Source organism: Burkholderia sp. KJ006 (assembly GCF_000262695.1).
GTDB lineage: Bacteria > Pseudomonadota > Gammaproteobacteria > Burkholderiales > Burkholderiaceae > Burkholderia > Burkholderia vietnamiensis.
This window is the reverse complement of the sequence record NC_017920.1, coordinates 3,017,184-3,033,880: the sequence shown is the minus strand read 5'-3', so window position 1 is coordinate 3,033,880 and position 16,697 is coordinate 3,017,184. Positions and strand designations below refer to the sequence as shown.

Below are 16,697 nucleotides of genomic sequence, written 5' to 3'. Positions count from 1 at the left end.
GGCATTCCCGTCTATTCGCTCCTCGTTCCGCGCGCGCCGTGCGATGCAGACGGATTGAGCTGCATCCCGCTTTATGTAATGATATCCATTCTCATTATCATATTGACCGGGCGGCGCACGTTCCACGTGGCGCCGCTCGTCGTGTCGAACGAATGGAAGCTATTGCGTGAACGCGCCTGAAACGATCGCCCCGCCGCGGGCCGACCAGCCCGCCGCGGGCGTCACCGTGCTGCGACCGGCCGTGCGTCCGGCGAGCGACGCCGAGCTGGCGGCGCGCCGCCGCCGTTCGCGCCGCGCGACCTTCATCAAGTGGCTGCGCAAGGTGCACGGCTGGGTCGGACTGTGGGGCGCGGTGCTCGGCCTGCTGTTCGGCGTGACGGGCGTGCTGCTCAACCATCGCGCGGCGCCGTTGAAGATTTCCACCGGCGAGCCGCAGGTCGAGCAGCTGCAGCTCGCGCTGCCGGATCCGGCGCCGCGCTCGCCCGCGGCGATGACCCGCTGGCTGCAGCAGGAACTGCACTTCGAAGGCCGGCCGGGCCGTGTACGCAAGGAGCCGGCGCAGGCGGTCGCGTGGGGCGACCGGCGCGTGATGCAGCCGGAGCACTGGCAGATCGGCGTGTTCGGACCGCACCAGAACGTGCAGGCCGACTACTGGGTCGGCAACGGCTACGTGTCGGTGAAGCGCACCGCCAATACGTTCGCCGGCACGTTGAGCAGCCTGCATCGCGGCGTCGGCATGGGCATCGGCTGGGTGTTGCTGATGGATACGATCGCGGGGTCGCTGATCCTGTTGTCGCTGACGGGCGTGTTGCTGTGGACCGAGCTGAACAAGCGTCGCACGGTCGGCGTCGTGCTGGTGGCCGGCTCGGTTGCCGCGGCGCTTGCCGCGGGATTCGCGTAAGGCGACCGGATCGACGCTGCGGCGACCCCGCACACACCGCTCATCGCGCCCGCCAGCGTCACGACCCGCAGGTCGCGCCGCTGCTCGCCGCGAGTTCGCGCGCGGCCTTCGCGCCTTCCACCTGCAGGATCGTCGGCAGCGACACGTTGTTCTTCGCGGCCGTCACCTCGGCGAGGATCGAGATCGCAATTTCCGGCGGCGTGCGGCTGCCGATGTAGATGCCGGCCGGCCCGTGCAGCCGCGCCAGCTCGGCCTCGCTCAGATCGAATTCGCGCAGCCGCTCGCGCCGCGCCGCATTGTTGCGGCGCGAGCCGAGCGCGCCTACGTAGAACGCGGGCGTCTTCAGCGCCTCCATCAGCGCGAGATCGTCGAGCTTCGGGTCGTGCGTGAGCGCGATCACGGCGGAGCGCGCGTCGAGCTTCATGTCGAGCACCGTGTCGTCTGGCATCGTCCGCACGACCCGCGTGCCCGGCACGTCCCATCCATCCGTGTATTCGTCGCGCGGATCGCAGACCGTCACCTGATAGTCGAGCCCCGCCGCGATCTGGCACAGGTAGCGCGACAACTGCCCCGCGCCGATCACGAGGATCCGGTAGCGCGGCCCGTGGATCGTCACGAGCCGTTCGCCGTCGAACGCGAGCGCGTCGGCGGCCTGTGCCGGCGACAGCGACGCGTGGCCGGTCGCGAGCGTCATCGTGCGCGTGACGAGGCGGCCGGCCTCGACCTGTGCGCACAGCTCGGCGATCCCGCTGTCGCGCGTGAGCGGCTCGAGCACCAGCTGGATCGTGCCGCCGCACGGCAAGCCGAAGCGATGCGCTTCTTCGGCGGTGACGCCGTACTTCACCGCCTCCGGCCGCGCGTCGGCCGCGATGCCCGCGGCATGAACGCGCGCGATCAGATCGTCCTCGATGCATCCGCCGGACACCGAGCCGACCACCAGCCCGTCTTCGCGCACCGCGAGCATCGCCCCCTCGGGGCGGGGCGACGAGCCCCAGGTCTTCACGACCGTCACGAGCAGCACGCGGCGCCCGTCGGCGAGCCAGCGCGCGCTGGATTTCAGTACATCGAGATCGACGCTGTCCATGATGTTTTCCCGTTGCCGGACGGTCTGCGGCTCCCGACCGTCGTTCGATGGCGGGATTATGAACCGCACCGCGCGCGCGTGCTGCCAGCGTGCGCGTGTGGGGCGCAAATGGCGAGGATCGGGCAAGAGATCGGGACGATCAGGCAGCGCCCGCGCGCGGCAATGGCGCGGCGCGGTTGTGGCGGAGGAGGAAGGCGGAGGCGGAGGCGCTGCGCGCCGCACGGGGCCGGGCGGCCCGGTGCGACGTTGCAGCCGCACGCGCTGCGTGGGTGCGCGGCTGCATCTGCCATTTCACGTGCGAACGCACGTGCGCGTGGCGTCAGTGCGCGTCGTGCTGGCCGCGCGCCAGCTTCGAGTGGTGGCGCGAGTACAGGAAGTAGATCACGAGGCCGATCACGAGCCAGATGCCGAACGCGGCCCACGTGATGGGCTGCAGGTTCAGCATCAGGAACAGGCACGCGCCGACCGCGAGGATCGGCACCACCGGCACGCCGGGGCAGCGGAACGCGCGCGGCAGCTCGGGGTGCGTGCGGCGCAGCACCAGCACCGCGATCGACACCATCGAGAACGCCGCGAGCGTGCCGATGTTGATCAGCTCGGCGAGCACGTTCAGCGGCACGAGCGCCGCGATCAGCCCGAAGAACAGGCCGACCAGCCAGGTCGTCAGGAACGGCGTCGCGTAGCGCGGATGCACGCGCGACAGCATCGCCGGCAGCAGCCCGTCGCGCGACATCGCGAAGATGATCCGTGTCTGGCCGTAGCTCATCACGAGGATCACGGTCAGCATGCCGAGCACCGCGCCGAGGTCGATGAAGCCGGCCACCCACTTCTCGCCGGCGATCTGCAGCGCATACGAGATCGGGTGCGACACGTTCGCGTACTGCGCCGACGGCACGATGCCGGTCGCGACGGCCGCGACCGTCACGTACAGCACCGCGCACACGGCCAGCGACGCGATGATGCCGATCGGCAGGTCGCGCTTCGGATTCTTCACTTCCTCGGCCGCCGACGACACCGCGTCGAAGCCGATGAACGCGAAGAACATCACGGCCGCCGCGCCGAACACGCCGTTCCAGCCGTGCGGCATGAACGGCTTCCAGTTCGCGGGCGTCACGTGGAACAGGCCGACGGCGATCACGAGCAGCACCACCGACACCTTGATGAACACCATGACGTTGTTGATGCGGGTCGATTCGCGGATGCCGATCGACAGCAGCGTCGTGATCACCAGCATCACCAGGAACGCGGGCAGGTTGAACCACGTGACGGTGCCGGGGATCGCGCCTGGCGCGGCGGTCAGCACGGTCGGCAGCGACAGCCCGAAGCCCTGCAGCAGCGACTGCAGGTAGCCCGACCAGCCGACCGACACGGCCGATGCCGCGAGGCCGTATTCGAGCATCAGGTCCCAGCCGATGATCCACGCGACCAGCTCGCCGAGCGTCGCGTACGAATAGGTGTAGATCGAGCCGGCGACCGGAATGGTCGACGCGAACTCGGCATACGACAGCGCTGCGAGGCCGCACGCGATCGCGGCGATCACGAACGACAGCATCAGCGCGGGGCCGGCCTGCACGGCGCCGGTGCCGGTCAGCACGAAGATGCCGGTGCCGATGATCGCGCCGATGCCGAGGAAGGTGAGATCGATGGCGCCGAGCGCTTTCTTGAGCCCGGCGGCGTGCGCGCCGGCGATCATGCGATCGACGTTTTTCTTGCGGAAGAGGGACATTGCGGGGTAGGTCTCCAGCGCGCGCGAACACGGCCGCGCCGACTGAGTGAAAAACCCGGAATTTTAGCCGATTTGGCGCAGAAGACCCGTTGCGGCGCAGCGGCGCGCTGCGAAATCGTCCGATAAAACAAGCGCTTGCGCGCTGCGCGGGCGGGGCGTCGCCGGTGTGGGGAAGGCCGCGGCGCGGGTCGAACCTGCGCCGAGCGGGTGAAGCGGGTAAAACGTTCGGCGTGCCCGAGATCCCGCGGAACGAAGCGAAGCGCCCGATGAAGCGCCCGCCAAGCGGCAGTCGCTCAGCTGCTCAGCCGCCCGACGCGGGCGCCATGTCGACGAGCCGGTTGCTCATCACGTAGAACGTCAGCTCCGCGTTGTTCGACAGCCGCATCTTCTCGAGCAGCCGCGAGCGGTACACGCTCACCGTCTTCACCGACAGCGACAGCGTGTTCGCGATGTCGGTGAGGCGCTTGCCCGACGCGAGCATGCAGAGCGTCTGGTATTCGCGGTCGGACAGCTTCTCGTGCGGCAGCGGCTCGTTCTCGAACGACACGTATTCGGCGAGCGCCTCGGCCATCGCCGGGCTCACGTACTTGCGGCCGGCGGCGACCTGCTGGATCGCGCCGATCATCTGCGCGGCGTTCACCGTCTTCGACAGATAGCCGGCCGCGCCGGCTTTGAGCGCGCGCACCGCGTACTGATCCTCGCGGTACATCGAGAACATCAGCACGGGCGCGTTCGGCAGCTTGCGCTTGATGCGCTTGAGCACCTCGATGCCGTTCGTATCGGGCAACGAAATGTCGAGCAGGATCACGTCGAAGGTCTGGCGGTCGACGGCGGCCATCGCGTCGCTGCCGGTCTCGGCTTCGGTGACCTCGCGCGCGATGCCGCGATCGATCAGCAGGTGGCGGATCCCTTGCCGGACGATCGCATGATCGTCGACGAGCAGGATGTTCAAGCTCATGTCGACCTCACGAACGCGACGCGCGGCGCGCGACGGCGGGCACCGCGAACAGCGAATCCCATGCGAAGCGCGCGACCACGCGCGTGCCGCGGCCCGACGCCGGCTTGCCGGCGTCGAAGCTGCCGCCGAACGCTTCGCAGCGCGCGCGCATGCCGGCGAGGCCGTAGCCGACGCGCCGGCCTCGCGCGAAACCGCGACCGTCGTCGCTGACGATCAGGGCCAGATGGGTGGCGTCGGTGTCGATGCGCACGTCGGCGGACGTCGCGCGTGCATGCTTGGCGACGTTCGACAGCGCTTCCTGCGCGACGCGAAAGATCGCCAGCGCGCTCGCGCCCGCGAGCTGGGTGAGGCGGCCGTCGGCCGCGCACACGAAGCTGGTGCGCAGCCCGGTGCGGGCCGCATGGCTGTCGACCCACGTCGACAGCGCGCCGACCACGCCGCCATCGAGCGGCGGCGTGTCGCGTTCGTCGATCAGCCGGCGATTCGCGTCGGTCGCGGCGTCGAGCGCGCGCTGTGCGAGTTCGACCGCGCGCACGCAGCCTTCCGGCGCATCGGCCGGCAGCCAGGTCAGAACGTTGGCGAGCGCGAAACGCGCGGCGGTGAGTTCGGCGCCGAGCCCGTCGTGCAGCTCGCCGGCCAGATAGCGGCGGGCGGCTTCGTCGGCGGCCATCAATTGCGTGGACAGCGCCGCGATCCGTGCAGCAGATGCGTCGCGTTCGGGGAGAGTGTCAATCATCGGATCGGCAGCGGCGTCGCGGGGCGCGAACGGCTGCGACTGGAACGGGGCGTGAGCGCCGGAGGGCGCATTGAGCAACGTATCCATGATTCTCCCTGCTGTCAGAAGCGGTTCAGACACCGGCTGGCTGAGTGGCCCGATTGCCGTTTCCATGACGGTCGCCGCCAGAGAATCGCCCATCGCCGAAGTAACAAAAGTTACAACTCGTAACGTTTTTGTCCGACCCTTTCATGACCCTCCGAACAGCAACCGCTCGGGCCGCATCATATCTCAAAATTTTCGAAAAATTCATGACAGGCGGACATTTAAGGGTAAATGTGCACAATCGGCTTGAAGGTGTTGTAGGAAAAACACCGACGGGAAAATACCGGTTCCACCCGTATCGAAATGTAACTATTTCGGGATGAATAGTCTCAGTTTGTTACGAATTCGCCAAGTGGGGACAAAAAAAACCGGAGCCAAAGCTCCGGTTTGTTGACCGCGGACAATTTCCGGGGACCGATCAGTCCACGAAGGCGCGCTCGATCACGTAGTGGCCGGGCGCGCTGTTCTTGCCCTCGACCAGGCCGGCCTGCTTCAGCAGGTCGGTGGTGTCCTTCAGCATCGCGGTGCTGCCGCACAGCATCACGCGGTCGTGTTCCGGCGAGAACGGCGCCACGCCGAGATCGGTGAACAGCTTGCCGGTCGCGATCAGATCGGTGATCCGGCCTTCGTTGTCGAACGCTTCGCGGGTGACCGTCGGGTAGTAGACGAGCTTTTCCTTGATGATGTCGCCCAGGTACTCGTGGCCCGGCAGGTCGTGCTTGATGTAGTCCATGTACGCCAGCTCGCCCTTCAGGCGGCAGGTGTGCGTCAGGATGACCTTGTCGAAGCGTTCGTAGATGTCCGGATCGCGAATGATCGACATGAACGGCGCGAGGCCCGTGCCCGTCGACAGCATCCACAGCGTCTTGCCCGGCAGCAGGTTGTCGGCGACCAGCGTGCCGGTCGGCTTCTTGCCGATCAGCACCGTGTCGCCCACCTTCAGATGCTGCAGGCGCGACGTCAGCGGGCCGTCCTGGACCTTGATGCTGAAGAACTCGAGGTGATCCTCGTAGTTCGGGCTGACGATCGAGTAAGCGCGCGCGAGCGGCTTGCCGTCGACCTCGAGGCCGACCATCGTGAATTCGCCGTTGTTGAAGCGCAGGCTCGGTTCGCGGCTGCAGGTGAAGCTGAAAAGCGTGTCGGTCCAGTGGTGGACGGATTGGACGGTGGCGGTGTCGTATTTGCTCATGGCTTTGAAAGCGGACGCGCGTCGCTAACGCGTGTAACGAGCCCAAAAACGGGCAAAAAAACCGAGTGCAGCGGCCCGATCGCGGATCGGCCGGCCGGCGCGTCGGACACGCGCCTTCTCGATGACAGACGTTTGAGTAACTCGGTATTTTACCCTGCTTGGGGCAGATGCGGGCTTGACCCGCGCGGCTGCGCGGATTTGGCGCAACGAATCATTTCATCCGGCTTGCGCCGGGCGGCGCTGCGCGCGGCGCGGCGCGCGGGCGCGCGCGTCACCGCGGTTACCGCCGTTACTGCGGATCGAGCCGCAGCCGCGCGATGTAGGGCAGGTGGTCGGACAGCCAGGCCGTCTCGCCGGACGGCGCCTGCCATTCGAGCGGCGTCAGCCCGCGCACGAACATCTTGTCGAGCGCGAGCGCCGGCGAGAATGCCGGGAACGTGCGGCCCGACTCGCCGAGCAGCGTCGCGACCTCGGACAGCCCGATCTCGCCGAACAGCGCCACCGAATCGTTGCGCCAGTCGTTGAAGTCGCCGGCCAGCACGAGCGGATCGTCGCCCGCGTTGCGCACGATCCAGTGCGCGATCCAGTGCATCTGGCGCAGCCGCGCGGCGCGCGTGAGCGCGAGGTGCGCGCACAGCAGCGTGACGGGCCGCGCGCCGGCGAGCGTCGCGCGCGCCACCAGCAGCCCGCGGCGCTCGAAGCGGTGCGCGGAGATGTCCCAGCGGCCGCCGAGATCGAGCGGATGCGGCGACAGGATCGCGTTGCCGTGCCGCCACGACGGTTTGAACACGTTCGGCCCGAGCGCGATCTGCCAGTCGAGCGCCTGCGCGATCTCGGTGGCCTGGCAGTGCCAGACGTCGTCGCCGGCCTCTTCCATCGGCGCGCCGAAGCCCGGTGCGAGCATCGGGCGCGGCATGCGGCGGGCCATCGCTTCCTGCAGGAAGTACACGTCGGCGTGCGTCGACTGCATCCAGTTGCGCATCGCGTTCCACGCGGTGAAGCCGAGCGGCGAGCGGCCCTTGTGCAGGTTCCAGCTGACCGCGGTGATTTCGTCGGGCGCCGCGTGCGGTTCGGCGAACGGCAGGGATAGTGCGTCTGCGGACATGGCGTTCAGTCCCTGGCGACGTGCGCACGCACGCGATAGACGAGATGCGGATGCTGGTCGACGAGCGTCCAGTCGGTCCATGCCTCGCCGCCGACCGCGAGCCCCGGATGACTCGCGGCGATCTGCCGCGGCGACGCGGGCACGCACGGATCGCCGCGCGGCGTGTCGTCGTCGTCGAGGGTCTCCTGCACGTCGAGCGCGAGCGAGACGGTGTGCGCGGCGTCGTCGACGGACAGCGGCGCGACCGTGACCGCGCGCGAGCGCTCGGTCGGCACGACGCGCGCGGCATTGCCGCAGCCGACGGGCACGGCGGACGGATAGCGATGGGTATCGGTGCGGGTTTGACCGACGGTGGTGCGCTGCTGGAACGTGTCGATGGTCTGACCGTCGCGCACCACCTGGATCTCCCATGCGACGACGGCCGGTGCGGGGCTTTGCGCATGGGCCGCGAGCGCGCAGCTCGCGAGCAGGACGGCCAGGCCGTGCTTCAGCATGAAACTTCTCCGGAAAACGCGGGTAGCGTGGAACGGACGCACATCTTACGCCCGATCGATCGGCGCGGTCGCGCGAGCGAATGCACCGTCCGGGGGCGCAGCACGATCCGGTCCTGATCGAAAGGTAGGTGCGGGCCGCGTGTTTTCAAGCGAAAAAGCGGGTGAACTCGGCGACGCTCGCACGCTCGGTGACGAGACGGTTCTCGATCGCGTGCGGGTCCGCGTGGCCGAGCGACATTCCGCAGACGAGCTGCTCGTTGGCCGGTATCCCGAGGTGCTCGGCGACGATCCGGTGAAACGGCACGAACGCGGCCTGCGGGCAGGTGTCGAGACCGCGTGCGCGCGCGGCCGTCATCACGGCCTGCACGAACATCCCGCAGTCGAGCCACGCGCCGAGCGCCATCACGCGATCGAGCGTGAAGAACAGCGCGACCGGCGCATCGAAGAAGCGGAAATTGCGCGCGTGCTGCGCATGCATGCGCGCCTTGTCGTCGCGGCCGATGTTCAACAGGCCGTACAGGTCCCAGCCGACCTTGCGGCGCCGGTCGACGTACGGCGACACCCATTCGCGCGGGTAGTAGTCGTACTCGGCGACGTATTTCTCGTCGCGCGCGGGATCGTCGTACGCGGCGGTGAGCGCCGCCGCGAGCGCGTCGCGCGTCGCGCCGGTAGCGACGTACACGCGCCACGGCTGGATGTTGGTGCCGGACGGCGCGCGGCTCGCGGCTTCGAGGATCGCCTCGAGCGTGTCGCGCGGCACCGGGGTCGGCAGGAACGCGCGTATCGCGCGGCGTGACTTGAGCGCGGCATCGACCGCGTCCACAGTGCGGAGCGCGTCGGCGTCGACGCGCGAGGCGGCATCGGGAAAGGACATCGGCAACCCTTCGGAACGAAGCGCGCCGCGTCGTGCGGGCGCAGTGCGCGAGGACGGCGAGGCCGGCGAGGCGGCCCGTGAACCGTCGATCATACGCCGCGGCGCGCGCCGCTGCAGCGTGCGCGCGTGTTAGCAGCAGAGCGCGGCGGCTGCTTGCTTGCGCGCCGACGCGGGATCGTTACACTGAAATCGTCGGGGTCCGATGGCCGGGCGACGGCAGCACGAGCGAGGTTGGTATGACGACGGCGATGGTGAAACAGGAACTGGCGGTGGCGTCCTTCAGCACGGTGTACGACCTCGAGCAGGTCGAGACCGCGCTGAACGATCTGAACGAGAGCGCGAGCGATGCGCTGCGCGCGACCTACGAGCGGATGCTCAAGACCGGCAATCTGCGCTTTTGCGTTAAGCCGAACCGGATGCCGTCGTTCGACGCGCTCGGCGAAGCGCTGCCCAATTTCACCGAGCCGCTCGACGACATGCGCAAGCAGGTCGCGCTGTGTCTCGAGACGGACGACCGGCTCGAGCTGATGCCGATCCTGCTGCTCGGCCCGCCGGGGATCGGCAAGACCCATTTCGCGAAGGCGCTCGCGCAGCTGCTCGGCACCGCGTATCACTACGTGCCGATGAGCTCGCTGACGGCCGGGTGGATTCTGTCGGGCGCGTCGTCGCAATGGAAGAACGCGAAGCCGGGGAAGGTGTTCGATGCGCTCGTCAACGGCAGCTACGCGAACCCGGTGATCGCCGTCGACGAGATCGACAAGGCCGGCAGCGACGCGCAGTACGATCCGCTCGGCGCGCTGTACGCCTTGCTCGAGCACGACACCGCGCGCGCGTTCGTCGACGAATTCGCCGAGGTGCCGATCAATGCGGGCAACGTGATCTGGATCGCGACCGCGAACGACGCGCATGCGATTCCCGAGCCGCTGCTGAACCGGATGAACGTGTACGAGATCGCGCCGCCCGACGCGGCCGGCGCGCGCCGCATCGCGCAGACGATCTACGACGAGATCCGCACGTCGCATGGATGGGGACGGCGCTTTCCCGAGACGCTCGATGCCGACGCGCTCGACGTGCTCGCGGCGACGCCGCCGCGCACGATGCGCCGCGCGCTGCTGCATGCGTTCGGCGCCGCGCGGCTCGACGGGCGCGACGTGATCGCGCCGGCGGACATCCGCGCCGACGAGGGCGCCGCGAAGCGCAGGCCGATCGGCTTCTGAGTCGGCGGCGGCGCGCGGCCGGCCACGACGTGTGCGTGGCCGGCACGCGCGCGAACCGGGACGTACAATCGCCGTGTGTTCCCTCGACGCGTGAGCGACGCGAAACGCCATGGAGCAGACGGATTGTGTGGTGATCGGCGCGGGTGTCGTCGGTCTGGCGATCGCGCGCGAGCTTGCCGCGCGCGATCGCGAGACGATCGTGCTCGAAGCGGCCGATGCGATCGGCACGGGCATCAGTTCGCGCAACAGCGAGGTGATTCACGCGGGGCTCTACTATCCGCGCGGCTCGCTGAAGGCGACCTCGTGCGTGCACGGGCGCGATCTCCTGTATCGATTCTGCGAGACGCATCACGTGCCGCACCGGCGCGTGGGCAAGCTGCTGGTCGCGACGAGCGCCGCGCAGGTGAAGCAGCTGAAGGCGATCGCGGCCCGCGCGGCGGAAAACGGCGTGCTCGACCTGTTGCCGCTCACGCGCGCCGAAGCGCAGACGCTCGAACCGGCGCTCGAATGCGTGCAAGCGCTGTTCTCGCCCGAGACCGGCATCGTCGACAGCCATCAGCTGATGCTCGCGCTGCTCGGCGACGCGCAGCGCAACGCCGCGACGTGCGCATTGCAATCGCCGGTCGAGTCGATCGACGTGTTGCGCGGCGGGCGCTTCGTCGTGCGTACCGGCGGCGCCGCGCCGACCGAAATCGAGGCCGCGTGCGTCGTCAACAGCGCGGGGCTCGGCGCGCAGGCGCTCGCGCGCCGCACGCGCGGGCTCGACCCGCGCTGGGTGCCGCCGCTCTACCTCGCGCGCGGCCACTACTTCAGCCTCGCCGCGCGCGCGCCGTTCTCGCACCTCGTCTATCCGATGCCCGATCGCGCCGGGCTCGGCATCCATCTGACGCTCGACCTCGCCGGGCAGGCGCGCTTCGGCCCCGACGTCGAATGGGTCGACGCATTGCGCTACGACGTCGATCCGGCGCGTGCGCAAGGGTTCTACGCATCGATCCGCGCATACTGGCCCGGCCTGCCCGACGGCGCGCTGCAGCCCGCGTACGCCGGAATCCGGCCGAAGCTCGCCGGGCCCGGCGAGCCGCCGGCCGACTTCGTCGTGCAGGGGCCGGCGCAGCATGGCGTGCGCGGGCTCGTCAATCTGTTCGGCATCGAGTCGCCGGGGCTGACCGCGGCGCTCGCGCTCGCGCAGCGCGTCGGCGACATCGCGTCGCGCACCTGACGCCACCTCACGCGCACCTCACGCGCACCTCACGCGTAGCGTCCGCGCGCGGGCCGCCCGACGCGGCTTCGCTGCGCCTGCGAAATCCGTTATCTCCGGCATTTCGGCGCGCACATTTGTTCGCCGCGCGGTTATTCTGTCGAGCGGCCGTCGCCAGAACGGCTTTCAAACCGATAACGTTGGAGCGAGTCCCCATGAAAGCAACCCGTCGGAGTTTCCTGATCACGAGCATCGGCGCCGTGTCCGCGCTTGCGCTGTCGCGCGAAGCGCTGGCCGATGCGCCGATGCTGTCGGAAACCGATCCGACCGCGGTGGCGCTCGGCTACAAGTCCGATGCCACCAAGGTCGACAAGGCGAAGTATCCGAAATACGCGGCGGGCCAGGATTGCGCGGCCTGCATGCTGTATCAGGGCAAGAAGGGCTCCGCGTCGGGCCCGTGCGGTGCGTTCCCCGGCAAGCAGGTGTCGGCGAAGGGCTGGTGCAGCGCATTCTCGAAGATGGGCTGACGTCGGTGGCGGCATCGTGCGATGCCGCAATGTGGCGAAAACCGCAAAACGCCCGCCATCATCCGATGGCGGGCGTTTTTATGCTTGAAATCGGTTTCTTCGCTTTCTACACTCGCTGCACACCAGCGCGCCGCGAACGCTCCCGTGCGATCCGCGACCGCCCGACACGGCGAATTCACGAGGACGAGGCACGCATGGCGACGATTGCGAATTCAACCAAGACGGTCCGGCCCGAGCGTGCGCTGAACCGGCGTGCGGTCGCGGCGGCCGTGATCGGCAACGCGCTCGAGTGGTACGACTTCACCGTGTTCGGCCTGATGACGGTCGTGATTGCCGAGCTGTTCTTCCCGACTTCCAGTGAATACGCGTCGCTGCTGCTGACGACCGCGACGTTCGGCGTCGCGTTCTTCATGCGCCCGGTCGGCGGCATCGTGCTCGGGCTGTACGCCGACCGCGCGGGCCGCAAGGCCGCGCTGTCGCTGGTGATGCTGCTGATGACGGCCGGCATCTTCCTGCTCGCCGCCGCGCCGCCGTATGCGGCGATCGGCATCGGCGGCCCGCTGCTGATCGTGCTCGGCCGTCTGTTGCAGGGCTTCTCGGCCGGCGGCGAATTCGGCAGCGCGACCGCGCTGCTGATCGAAGCCGCGCCGTTCTCGAAACGCGGCTTCTACGGCAGCTGGCAGATGGCGAGCCAGGCGGCCGCGCTGCTGATCGGCGCGCTGGTGGGCGCGGCCGTCACGCGCGGGCTGTCGCACGACGCGCTGCACAGCTGGGGCTGGCGCGTGCCGTTCGTCCTCGGGCTCGTGATCGGGCCGATCGGTTTCTATATCCGCCGTCATCTCGACGATTCCGAAGCATTCCTGCATGCCCAGCAGAGCGCGCGCCGCGCGACGCTCGGCGAAGTCTTCACGCGTCATCCGCGCGAGGTGCTGTGCGGGCTCGGCTCGGTGATCGCGCTCACCGTGACCATCTACGTGCTGATCATCTATCTGCCGACCTTCGCGGTGAAGCAGCTGAAGCTGCCCTATGCTCAGTCGTTCTACGCAGTGATCATCGGCAACCTGCTGCTGATGGTGCTGTCGCCGATCGCCGGCGCATGGTCCGATCGCATCGGTCGCAAAGGGCTGTCGCTGTGGTCGCTCGTGCTGACGCTCGCGTTGATGTATCCGCTGTTCGTGTGGCTCGACGGGGCGCCGAGCATCGGCCGGCTGATCGTCGTGCACGCGGTGCTGGCGGTCACGCTCGCGGGCTACTACGGGCCGTTCGGCGCGATGATCGCCGAACTGTTTCCCGCCAACGTGCGCTCGACCGGGCTGTCGATCGCATACAACATCGCGGTGATGCTGTTCGGCGGCTTCGGCCAGTTCATCGTCACGTGGCTCATCAAGACGACCGGCTCGCCGCTCGCGCCGACCTACTACGTGATGGCCGGGCTCGCGCTGTCGATCGTCGCGGTCGCATTCGTCCCCGCGCGCAGCGCCGACCTCGACGCACCCGCCTGACGATGCGCTGCAACACGCGCACCGGCGCCGTTCCGGGCGTGCAGCCATGCGCGCGCGGAGCGCAACGAGCGCGATGAGCACGATGCGCATGACTTCGACGTGACGGCCCGTCCGCGCACGCAGCCGAATTGTTTAGTTGTAGAAGGAAACAGGCGCACGATTGGCGCATCCGCCGCTCGCGCATGCGGCGCGACCGTTCCGCGCCCGCGCTACCCCGGCAAAAAGCCGCGCGCACGCAACTAAAAGAGTTTTTTCTCCAGCTTGTTGCGCAATCCATAGCTCAAGTAATATCCGCGTACCCGGCCCATGGGGACCGGTTCCGATCTGGAGACCTGGAGGAAACATGGAATACAACCGTCTGTTGCACAGCCTGCGTGTTACCGCCATTGCAGGCGTGGCAGCAGCATCGCTCGGCGTCGCGGGTTCTGCCTTCGCGCAGATTCCGAACAAGACGCTCGTCTACTGCTCAGAAGGCAGCCCGGCGGGTTTCGATTCCGCGCAATTCACCACCGGCGTCGATTTCACCGCCGCCACGTTCACCGTGTACAACCGCCTCGTCGAATTCGAGCGCGGCGGCACCAAGGTCGAGCCGGGCCTCGCGGAGAAGTGGGACGTGTCGTCCGACGGCAAGGTGTACACGTTCCACCTGCGTCACGGCGTGAAGTTCCACACGACCGACTTCTTCAAGCCGACGCGCGAGTTCAACGCGGACGACGTCGTGTTCACGTTCGAGCGTATGCTCGATCCGAACCAGCCGTTCCGCAAGGCGTACCCGGTGTCGTTCCCGTACTTCACCGACATGGGCCTCGACAAGCTCGTCACGAAGGTCGAGAAGGTCGATCCGTACACCGTGAAGTTCACGCTCGCCGAGCCGAACGCGCCGTTCATCCAGAACATGGCGATGGAGTTCGCGTCGATCCTGTCGGCCGAATACGCGGATCAGCTGATGAAGGCCGGCCGCGCCGCCGACATCAACCAGAAGCCGATCGGCACCGGTCCGTTCATCTTCCGCAGCTACACGAAGGACGCGACGATCCGTTTCGATGGCAATCCCGAGTATTGGAAGAAGGGCGCGGTGAAGCTGTCGAAGCTGATCTTCTCGATCACGCCGGATCCGGGCGTGCGCGTGCAGAAGATCAAGCGCAACGAATGCCAGGTGATGAGCTATCCGCGTCCCGCCGACATCGCGACGCTGAAGGCCGACTCGGGCATCGACATGCCGTCGCAGCCGGGCTTCAACCTCGGCTACCTCGCGTACAACGTCGAGCACAAGCCGGTCGACAAGCTCGAAGTGCGTCAGGCGCTCGACATGGCGATCAACAAGAAGGCGATCCTCGAATCGGTCTACCAGGGCGCCGGCCAGGCCGCGTCCGCACCGGTGCCGCCGACCCAATGGTCGTATGACAAGAACCTGAAGATGGCCGCCTACGACACCGCGAAGGCGAAGGCGCTGCTCGCGAAGGCAGGCTTCCCGAACGGTTTCGAGATCACGCTGTGGGCGATGCCGGTGCAGCGCGCGTACAACCCGAACGCGCGGCTGATGGCCGAGATGATCCAGGCCGACTGGGCGAAGATCGGCGTGAAGGCGAAGATCGTCACCTACGAATGGGGCGAGTACATCAAGCGCGCGCACGCGGGTGAGCAGGACACGATGCTGATCGGCTGGACCGGCGACAACGGCGACCCGGACAACTGGCTCGGCACGCTGCTCGGCTGCGAGGCGATCAAGGGCAACAACTTCTCGCACTGGTGCTACAAGCCGTTCGACGAGCTGGTGCAGAAGGGCCGCACGACGACGGGCCAGGACGCGCGCACGAAGATCTACATGCAGGCGCAGCAGATCTTCGCGCAACAGCTGCCGTTCTCGCCGATCGCGAACTCGACGGTCTACCAGCCGGTCCGCAAGAACGTGGTCGACATGCGGATCGAACCGCTCGGCTACGCGCGCTTCGACGGAGTCGGCGTGAAGTAATACGGCCCGTATAAGCTGTCCAGAAGACCGAGACCGGCTCATACCTCATCCGGCGGCGGGAAGCCAAAAGCTTCCCGTCGCCGGTCGCACATTTCCCACAAGAAAATACGAGACGCATCATGTTCACATTCGTGTTGCGCCGCGTGGGGATGGTGATCCCGACCTTCATCGGCATCACCATCCTGGCGTTTGCGCTGATTCACCTGATACCGGGCGACCCCATCGAAGTGATGATGGGCGAGCGCGGCGTCGATCCCGCGATGCATGCAGAGGCGATGAAGCGCCTCGGGCTCGACCAGCCGTTGCCCATGCAATATCTGCACTACATCGGCCGGGCGCTGCATGGCGACCTCGGCACGTCGATCATCACCAACACCAGCGTCGCGGGCGAATTCTTCGCGCGCTTTCCGGCGACCGTCGAACTGTCGCTGTGCGCGCTCGTGTTCGCGCTCGTGGTCGGGCTGCCGGCCGGCGTGATCGCCGCGCTGCGGCGCGGCTCGGTCGTCGATCACGGCGTGATGGGCACCGCGCTCACCGGCTACTCGATGCCGATCTTCTGGTGGGGGCTGATCCTCATCATGGTGTTTTCGTCGTATCTCGGCTGGACGCCCGTATCGGGCCGCATCGCCGTCGAATACGACTTCCCGCATCCGACCGGCTTCATGCTGATCGACGCGCTGCTCGCGCCGGACGAAGGCTCGTTCAAGTCGGCGGTCAGCCACCTGATCCTGCCCGCGATCGTGCTCGGCACGATCCCGCTCGCGGTGATCGCGCGGATGACGCGCTCGTCGATGCTCGAAGTGCTGCGCGAGGATTACATCCGCACGGCGCGCGCGAAAGGGCTGTCGCCGGCGCGCGTGGTGGTCGTGCACGCGCTGCGCAACGCGCTGATCCCGGTCGTCACCGTGATCGGCCTGCAGATCGGCACGCTGCTTGCTGGCGCCGTGCTGACCGAGACGCTGTTTTCGTGGCCCGGCGTCGGCAAGTGGCTGATCGATGCGATCGGCCGCCGCGACTATCCGGTCGTGCAGGGCGGCATTCTGCTGATCGCGACGCTCGTGATCGTCGTGAACCTGGTCGTCGACCTGCTGTACGGCGTGCTGAATCCGCGCATCCGCCACACGAGGTAA

16 protein-coding genes are annotated in these 16,697 nt (G+C 67.7%); 8 read left to right on the top strand and 8 right to left on the bottom strand.

Going from position 1 to position 16,697, the window contains the following annotated elements; all coding sequences use genetic code 11:
* The first annotated feature begins 166 nt into the window (after positions 1 to 166).
* Positions 167 to 901 (top strand): PepSY-associated TM helix domain-containing protein, encoded by a 735-nt coding sequence (locus MYA_RS13680; RefSeq protein ID WP_011886296.1) that lies wholly within the window; start codon positions 167 to 169, stop codon positions 899 to 901.
* A gap of 58 nt (positions 902 to 959) precedes the next feature.
* On the opposite strand, the gene MYA_RS13675 is transcribed toward MYA_RS13680, so the two are convergent.
* The 4 genes from MYA_RS13675 to rqpS all read right to left on the bottom strand — a co-directional run bounded on the left by MYA_RS13675 (position 960) and on the right by rqpS (position 5,492).
* Positions 960 to 1,985 carry an XdhC family protein gene (locus MYA_RS13675; protein WP_014723832.1) on the bottom strand — a complete coding sequence of 342 codons (1,026 nt, stop codon included), beginning with the start codon at positions 1,983 to 1,985 and terminating at the stop codon, positions 960 to 962.
* Positions 1,986 to 2,304: 319 nt separating this feature from the next.
* On the bottom strand, positions 2,305 to 3,711 hold the full coding sequence (locus MYA_RS13670) for an amino acid permease (RefSeq protein ID WP_011886294.1): 1,407 nt from the start codon (positions 3,709 to 3,711) through the stop codon (positions 2,305 to 2,307).
* A 301-nt stretch (positions 3,712 to 4,012) separates the two neighbouring features.
* On the bottom strand, positions 4,013 to 4,669 hold the full coding sequence (gene rqpR, locus MYA_RS13665) for a response regulator transcription factor RqpR (protein ID WP_011886293.1): 657 nt from the start codon (positions 4,667 to 4,669) through the stop codon (positions 4,013 to 4,015).
* A 7-nt stretch (positions 4,670 to 4,676) separates the two neighbouring features.
* The gene (rqpS, locus tag MYA_RS13660; RefSeq protein ID WP_014723830.1) at positions 4,677 to 5,492 is read right to left on the bottom strand and encodes a quorum system sensor histidine kinase RqpS; all 816 of its coding nucleotides are present in this window, start codon (positions 5,490 to 5,492) and stop codon (positions 4,677 to 4,679) included.
* On the opposite strand from rqpS, the gene MYA_RS31085 reads away from it, so the two are divergent.
* Entirely contained in the window at positions 5,476 to 5,739 is a 264-nt protein-coding gene (locus tag MYA_RS31085; protein WP_131753889.1) for a hypothetical protein, read from the top strand. The genes rqpS and MYA_RS31085 overlap by 17 nt on opposite strands.
* Positions 5,740 to 5,907: 168 nt before the next feature.
* Here MYA_RS31085 and MYA_RS13655 read toward each other — a convergent pair whose 3' ends face one another.
* The 4 genes from MYA_RS13655 to MYA_RS13640 form a co-directional block, all read right to left on the bottom strand.
* Positions 5,908 to 6,678, bottom strand: coding sequence for a ferredoxin--NADP reductase (locus tag MYA_RS13655; protein WP_011886291.1), 771 nt, complete (start codon positions 6,676 to 6,678; stop codon positions 5,908 to 5,910).
* Positions 6,679 to 6,967: 289 nt separating this feature from the next.
* Positions 6,968 to 7,783 (bottom strand): endonuclease/exonuclease/phosphatase family protein, encoded by an 816-nt coding sequence (locus tag MYA_RS13650; protein WP_011886290.1) that lies wholly within the window; start codon positions 7,781 to 7,783, stop codon positions 6,968 to 6,970.
* A gap of 5 nt (positions 7,784 to 7,788) precedes the next feature.
* On the bottom strand, positions 7,789 to 8,277 hold the full coding sequence (locus MYA_RS13645; protein ID WP_014723829.1) for a hypothetical protein: 489 nt from the start codon (positions 8,275 to 8,277) through the stop codon (positions 7,789 to 7,791).
* A 145-nt stretch (positions 8,278 to 8,422) separates the two neighbouring features.
* Positions 8,423 to 9,151 carry a nitroreductase gene (locus MYA_RS13640; RefSeq protein WP_011886288.1) on the bottom strand — a complete coding sequence of 243 codons (729 nt, stop codon included), beginning with the start codon at positions 9,149 to 9,151 and terminating at the stop codon, positions 8,423 to 8,425.
* A 236-nt stretch (positions 9,152 to 9,387) separates the two neighbouring features.
* Here MYA_RS13640 and MYA_RS13635 point away from each other — a divergent pair, with 236 nt between their 5' ends.
* The 6 genes from MYA_RS13635 (at position 9,388) to MYA_RS13610 (ending at position 16,697) form a co-directional block, all read left to right on the top strand.
* Positions 9,388 to 10,368, top strand: a complete 981-nt coding sequence (locus tag MYA_RS13635) for an AAA family ATPase (RefSeq protein ID WP_011886287.1) — start codon at positions 9,388 to 9,390, stop codon at positions 10,366 to 10,368.
* 109 nt (positions 10,369 to 10,477) lie between these two features.
* Entirely contained in the window at positions 10,478 to 11,587 is a 1,110-nt protein-coding gene (locus tag MYA_RS13630; RefSeq protein WP_041493914.1) for an NAD(P)/FAD-dependent oxidoreductase, read from the top strand.
* A gap of 194 nt (positions 11,588 to 11,781) precedes the next feature.
* Positions 11,782 to 12,093 (top strand): high-potential iron-sulfur protein, encoded by a 312-nt coding sequence (locus MYA_RS13625; protein WP_011886285.1) that lies wholly within the window; start codon positions 11,782 to 11,784, stop codon positions 12,091 to 12,093.
* Between the two features lie 194 nt (positions 12,094 to 12,287).
* The gene (locus MYA_RS13620) at positions 12,288 to 13,595 is read left to right on the top strand and encodes an MFS transporter (protein ID WP_034192482.1); all 1,308 of its coding nucleotides are present in this window, start codon (positions 12,288 to 12,290) and stop codon (positions 13,593 to 13,595) included.
* A gap of 343 nt (positions 13,596 to 13,938) precedes the next feature.
* Positions 13,939 to 15,567 (top strand): ABC transporter substrate-binding protein, encoded by a 1,629-nt coding sequence (locus MYA_RS13615; RefSeq protein WP_014723826.1) that lies wholly within the window; start codon positions 13,939 to 13,941, stop codon positions 15,565 to 15,567.
* Between the two features lie 119 nt (positions 15,568 to 15,686).
* On the top strand, positions 15,687 to 16,697 hold the full coding sequence (locus MYA_RS13610) for an ABC transporter permease subunit (protein WP_011886282.1): 1,011 nt from the start codon (positions 15,687 to 15,689) through the stop codon (positions 16,695 to 16,697).

What these genes read in the sequence shown, in the direction of transcription:
- MYA_RS13610 (WP_011886282.1), top strand. Translation starts at nt 15,687, where the DNA reads ATGTTCACATTCGTGTTGCGCCGCGTGGGGATGGTGATCCCGACCTTC.
- MYA_RS13615 (WP_014723826.1), top strand. Translation starts at nt 13,939, where the DNA reads ATGGAATACAACCGTCTGTTGCACAGCCTGCGTGTTACCGCCATTGCA.
- MYA_RS13645 (WP_014723829.1), bottom strand. Translation starts at nt 8,277, where the DNA reads ATGCTGAAGCACGGCCTGGCCGTCCTGCTCGCGAGCTGCGCGCTCGCG.
- MYA_RS13625 (WP_011886285.1), top strand. Translation starts at nt 11,782, where the DNA reads ATGAAAGCAACCCGTCGGAGTTTCCTGATCACGAGCATCGGCGCCGTG.
- MYA_RS13640 (WP_011886288.1), bottom strand. Translation starts at nt 9,151, where the DNA reads ATGTCCTTTCCCGATGCCGCCTCGCGCGTCGACGCCGACGCGCTCCGC.
- rqpS (WP_014723830.1), bottom strand. Translation starts at nt 5,492, where the DNA reads ATGGATACGTTGCTCAATGCGCCCTCCGGCGCTCACGCCCCGTTCCAG.
- MYA_RS13675 (WP_014723832.1), bottom strand. Translation starts at nt 1,985, where the DNA reads ATGGACAGCGTCGATCTCGATGTACTGAAATCCAGCGCGCGCTGGCTC.
- MYA_RS13670 (WP_011886294.1), bottom strand. Translation starts at nt 3,711, where the DNA reads ATGTCCCTCTTCCGCAAGAAAAACGTCGATCGCATGATCGCCGGCGCG.
- MYA_RS13650 (WP_011886290.1), bottom strand. Translation starts at nt 7,783, where the DNA reads ATGTCCGCAGACGCACTATCCCTGCCGTTCGCCGAACCGCACGCGGCG.
- rqpR (WP_011886293.1), bottom strand. Translation starts at nt 4,669, where the DNA reads ATGAGCTTGAACATCCTGCTCGTCGACGATCATGCGATCGTCCGGCAA.
- MYA_RS13630 (WP_041493914.1), top strand. Translation starts at nt 10,478, where the DNA reads ATGGAGCAGACGGATTGTGTGGTGATCGGCGCGGGTGTCGTCGGTCTG.
- MYA_RS13620 (WP_034192482.1), top strand. Translation starts at nt 12,288, where the DNA reads ATGGCGACGATTGCGAATTCAACCAAGACGGTCCGGCCCGAGCGTGCG.
- MYA_RS13655 (WP_011886291.1), bottom strand. Translation starts at nt 6,678, where the DNA reads ATGAGCAAATACGACACCGCCACCGTCCAATCCGTCCACCACTGGACC.
- MYA_RS13635 (WP_011886287.1), top strand. Translation starts at nt 9,388, where the DNA reads ATGACGACGGCGATGGTGAAACAGGAACTGGCGGTGGCGTCCTTCAGC.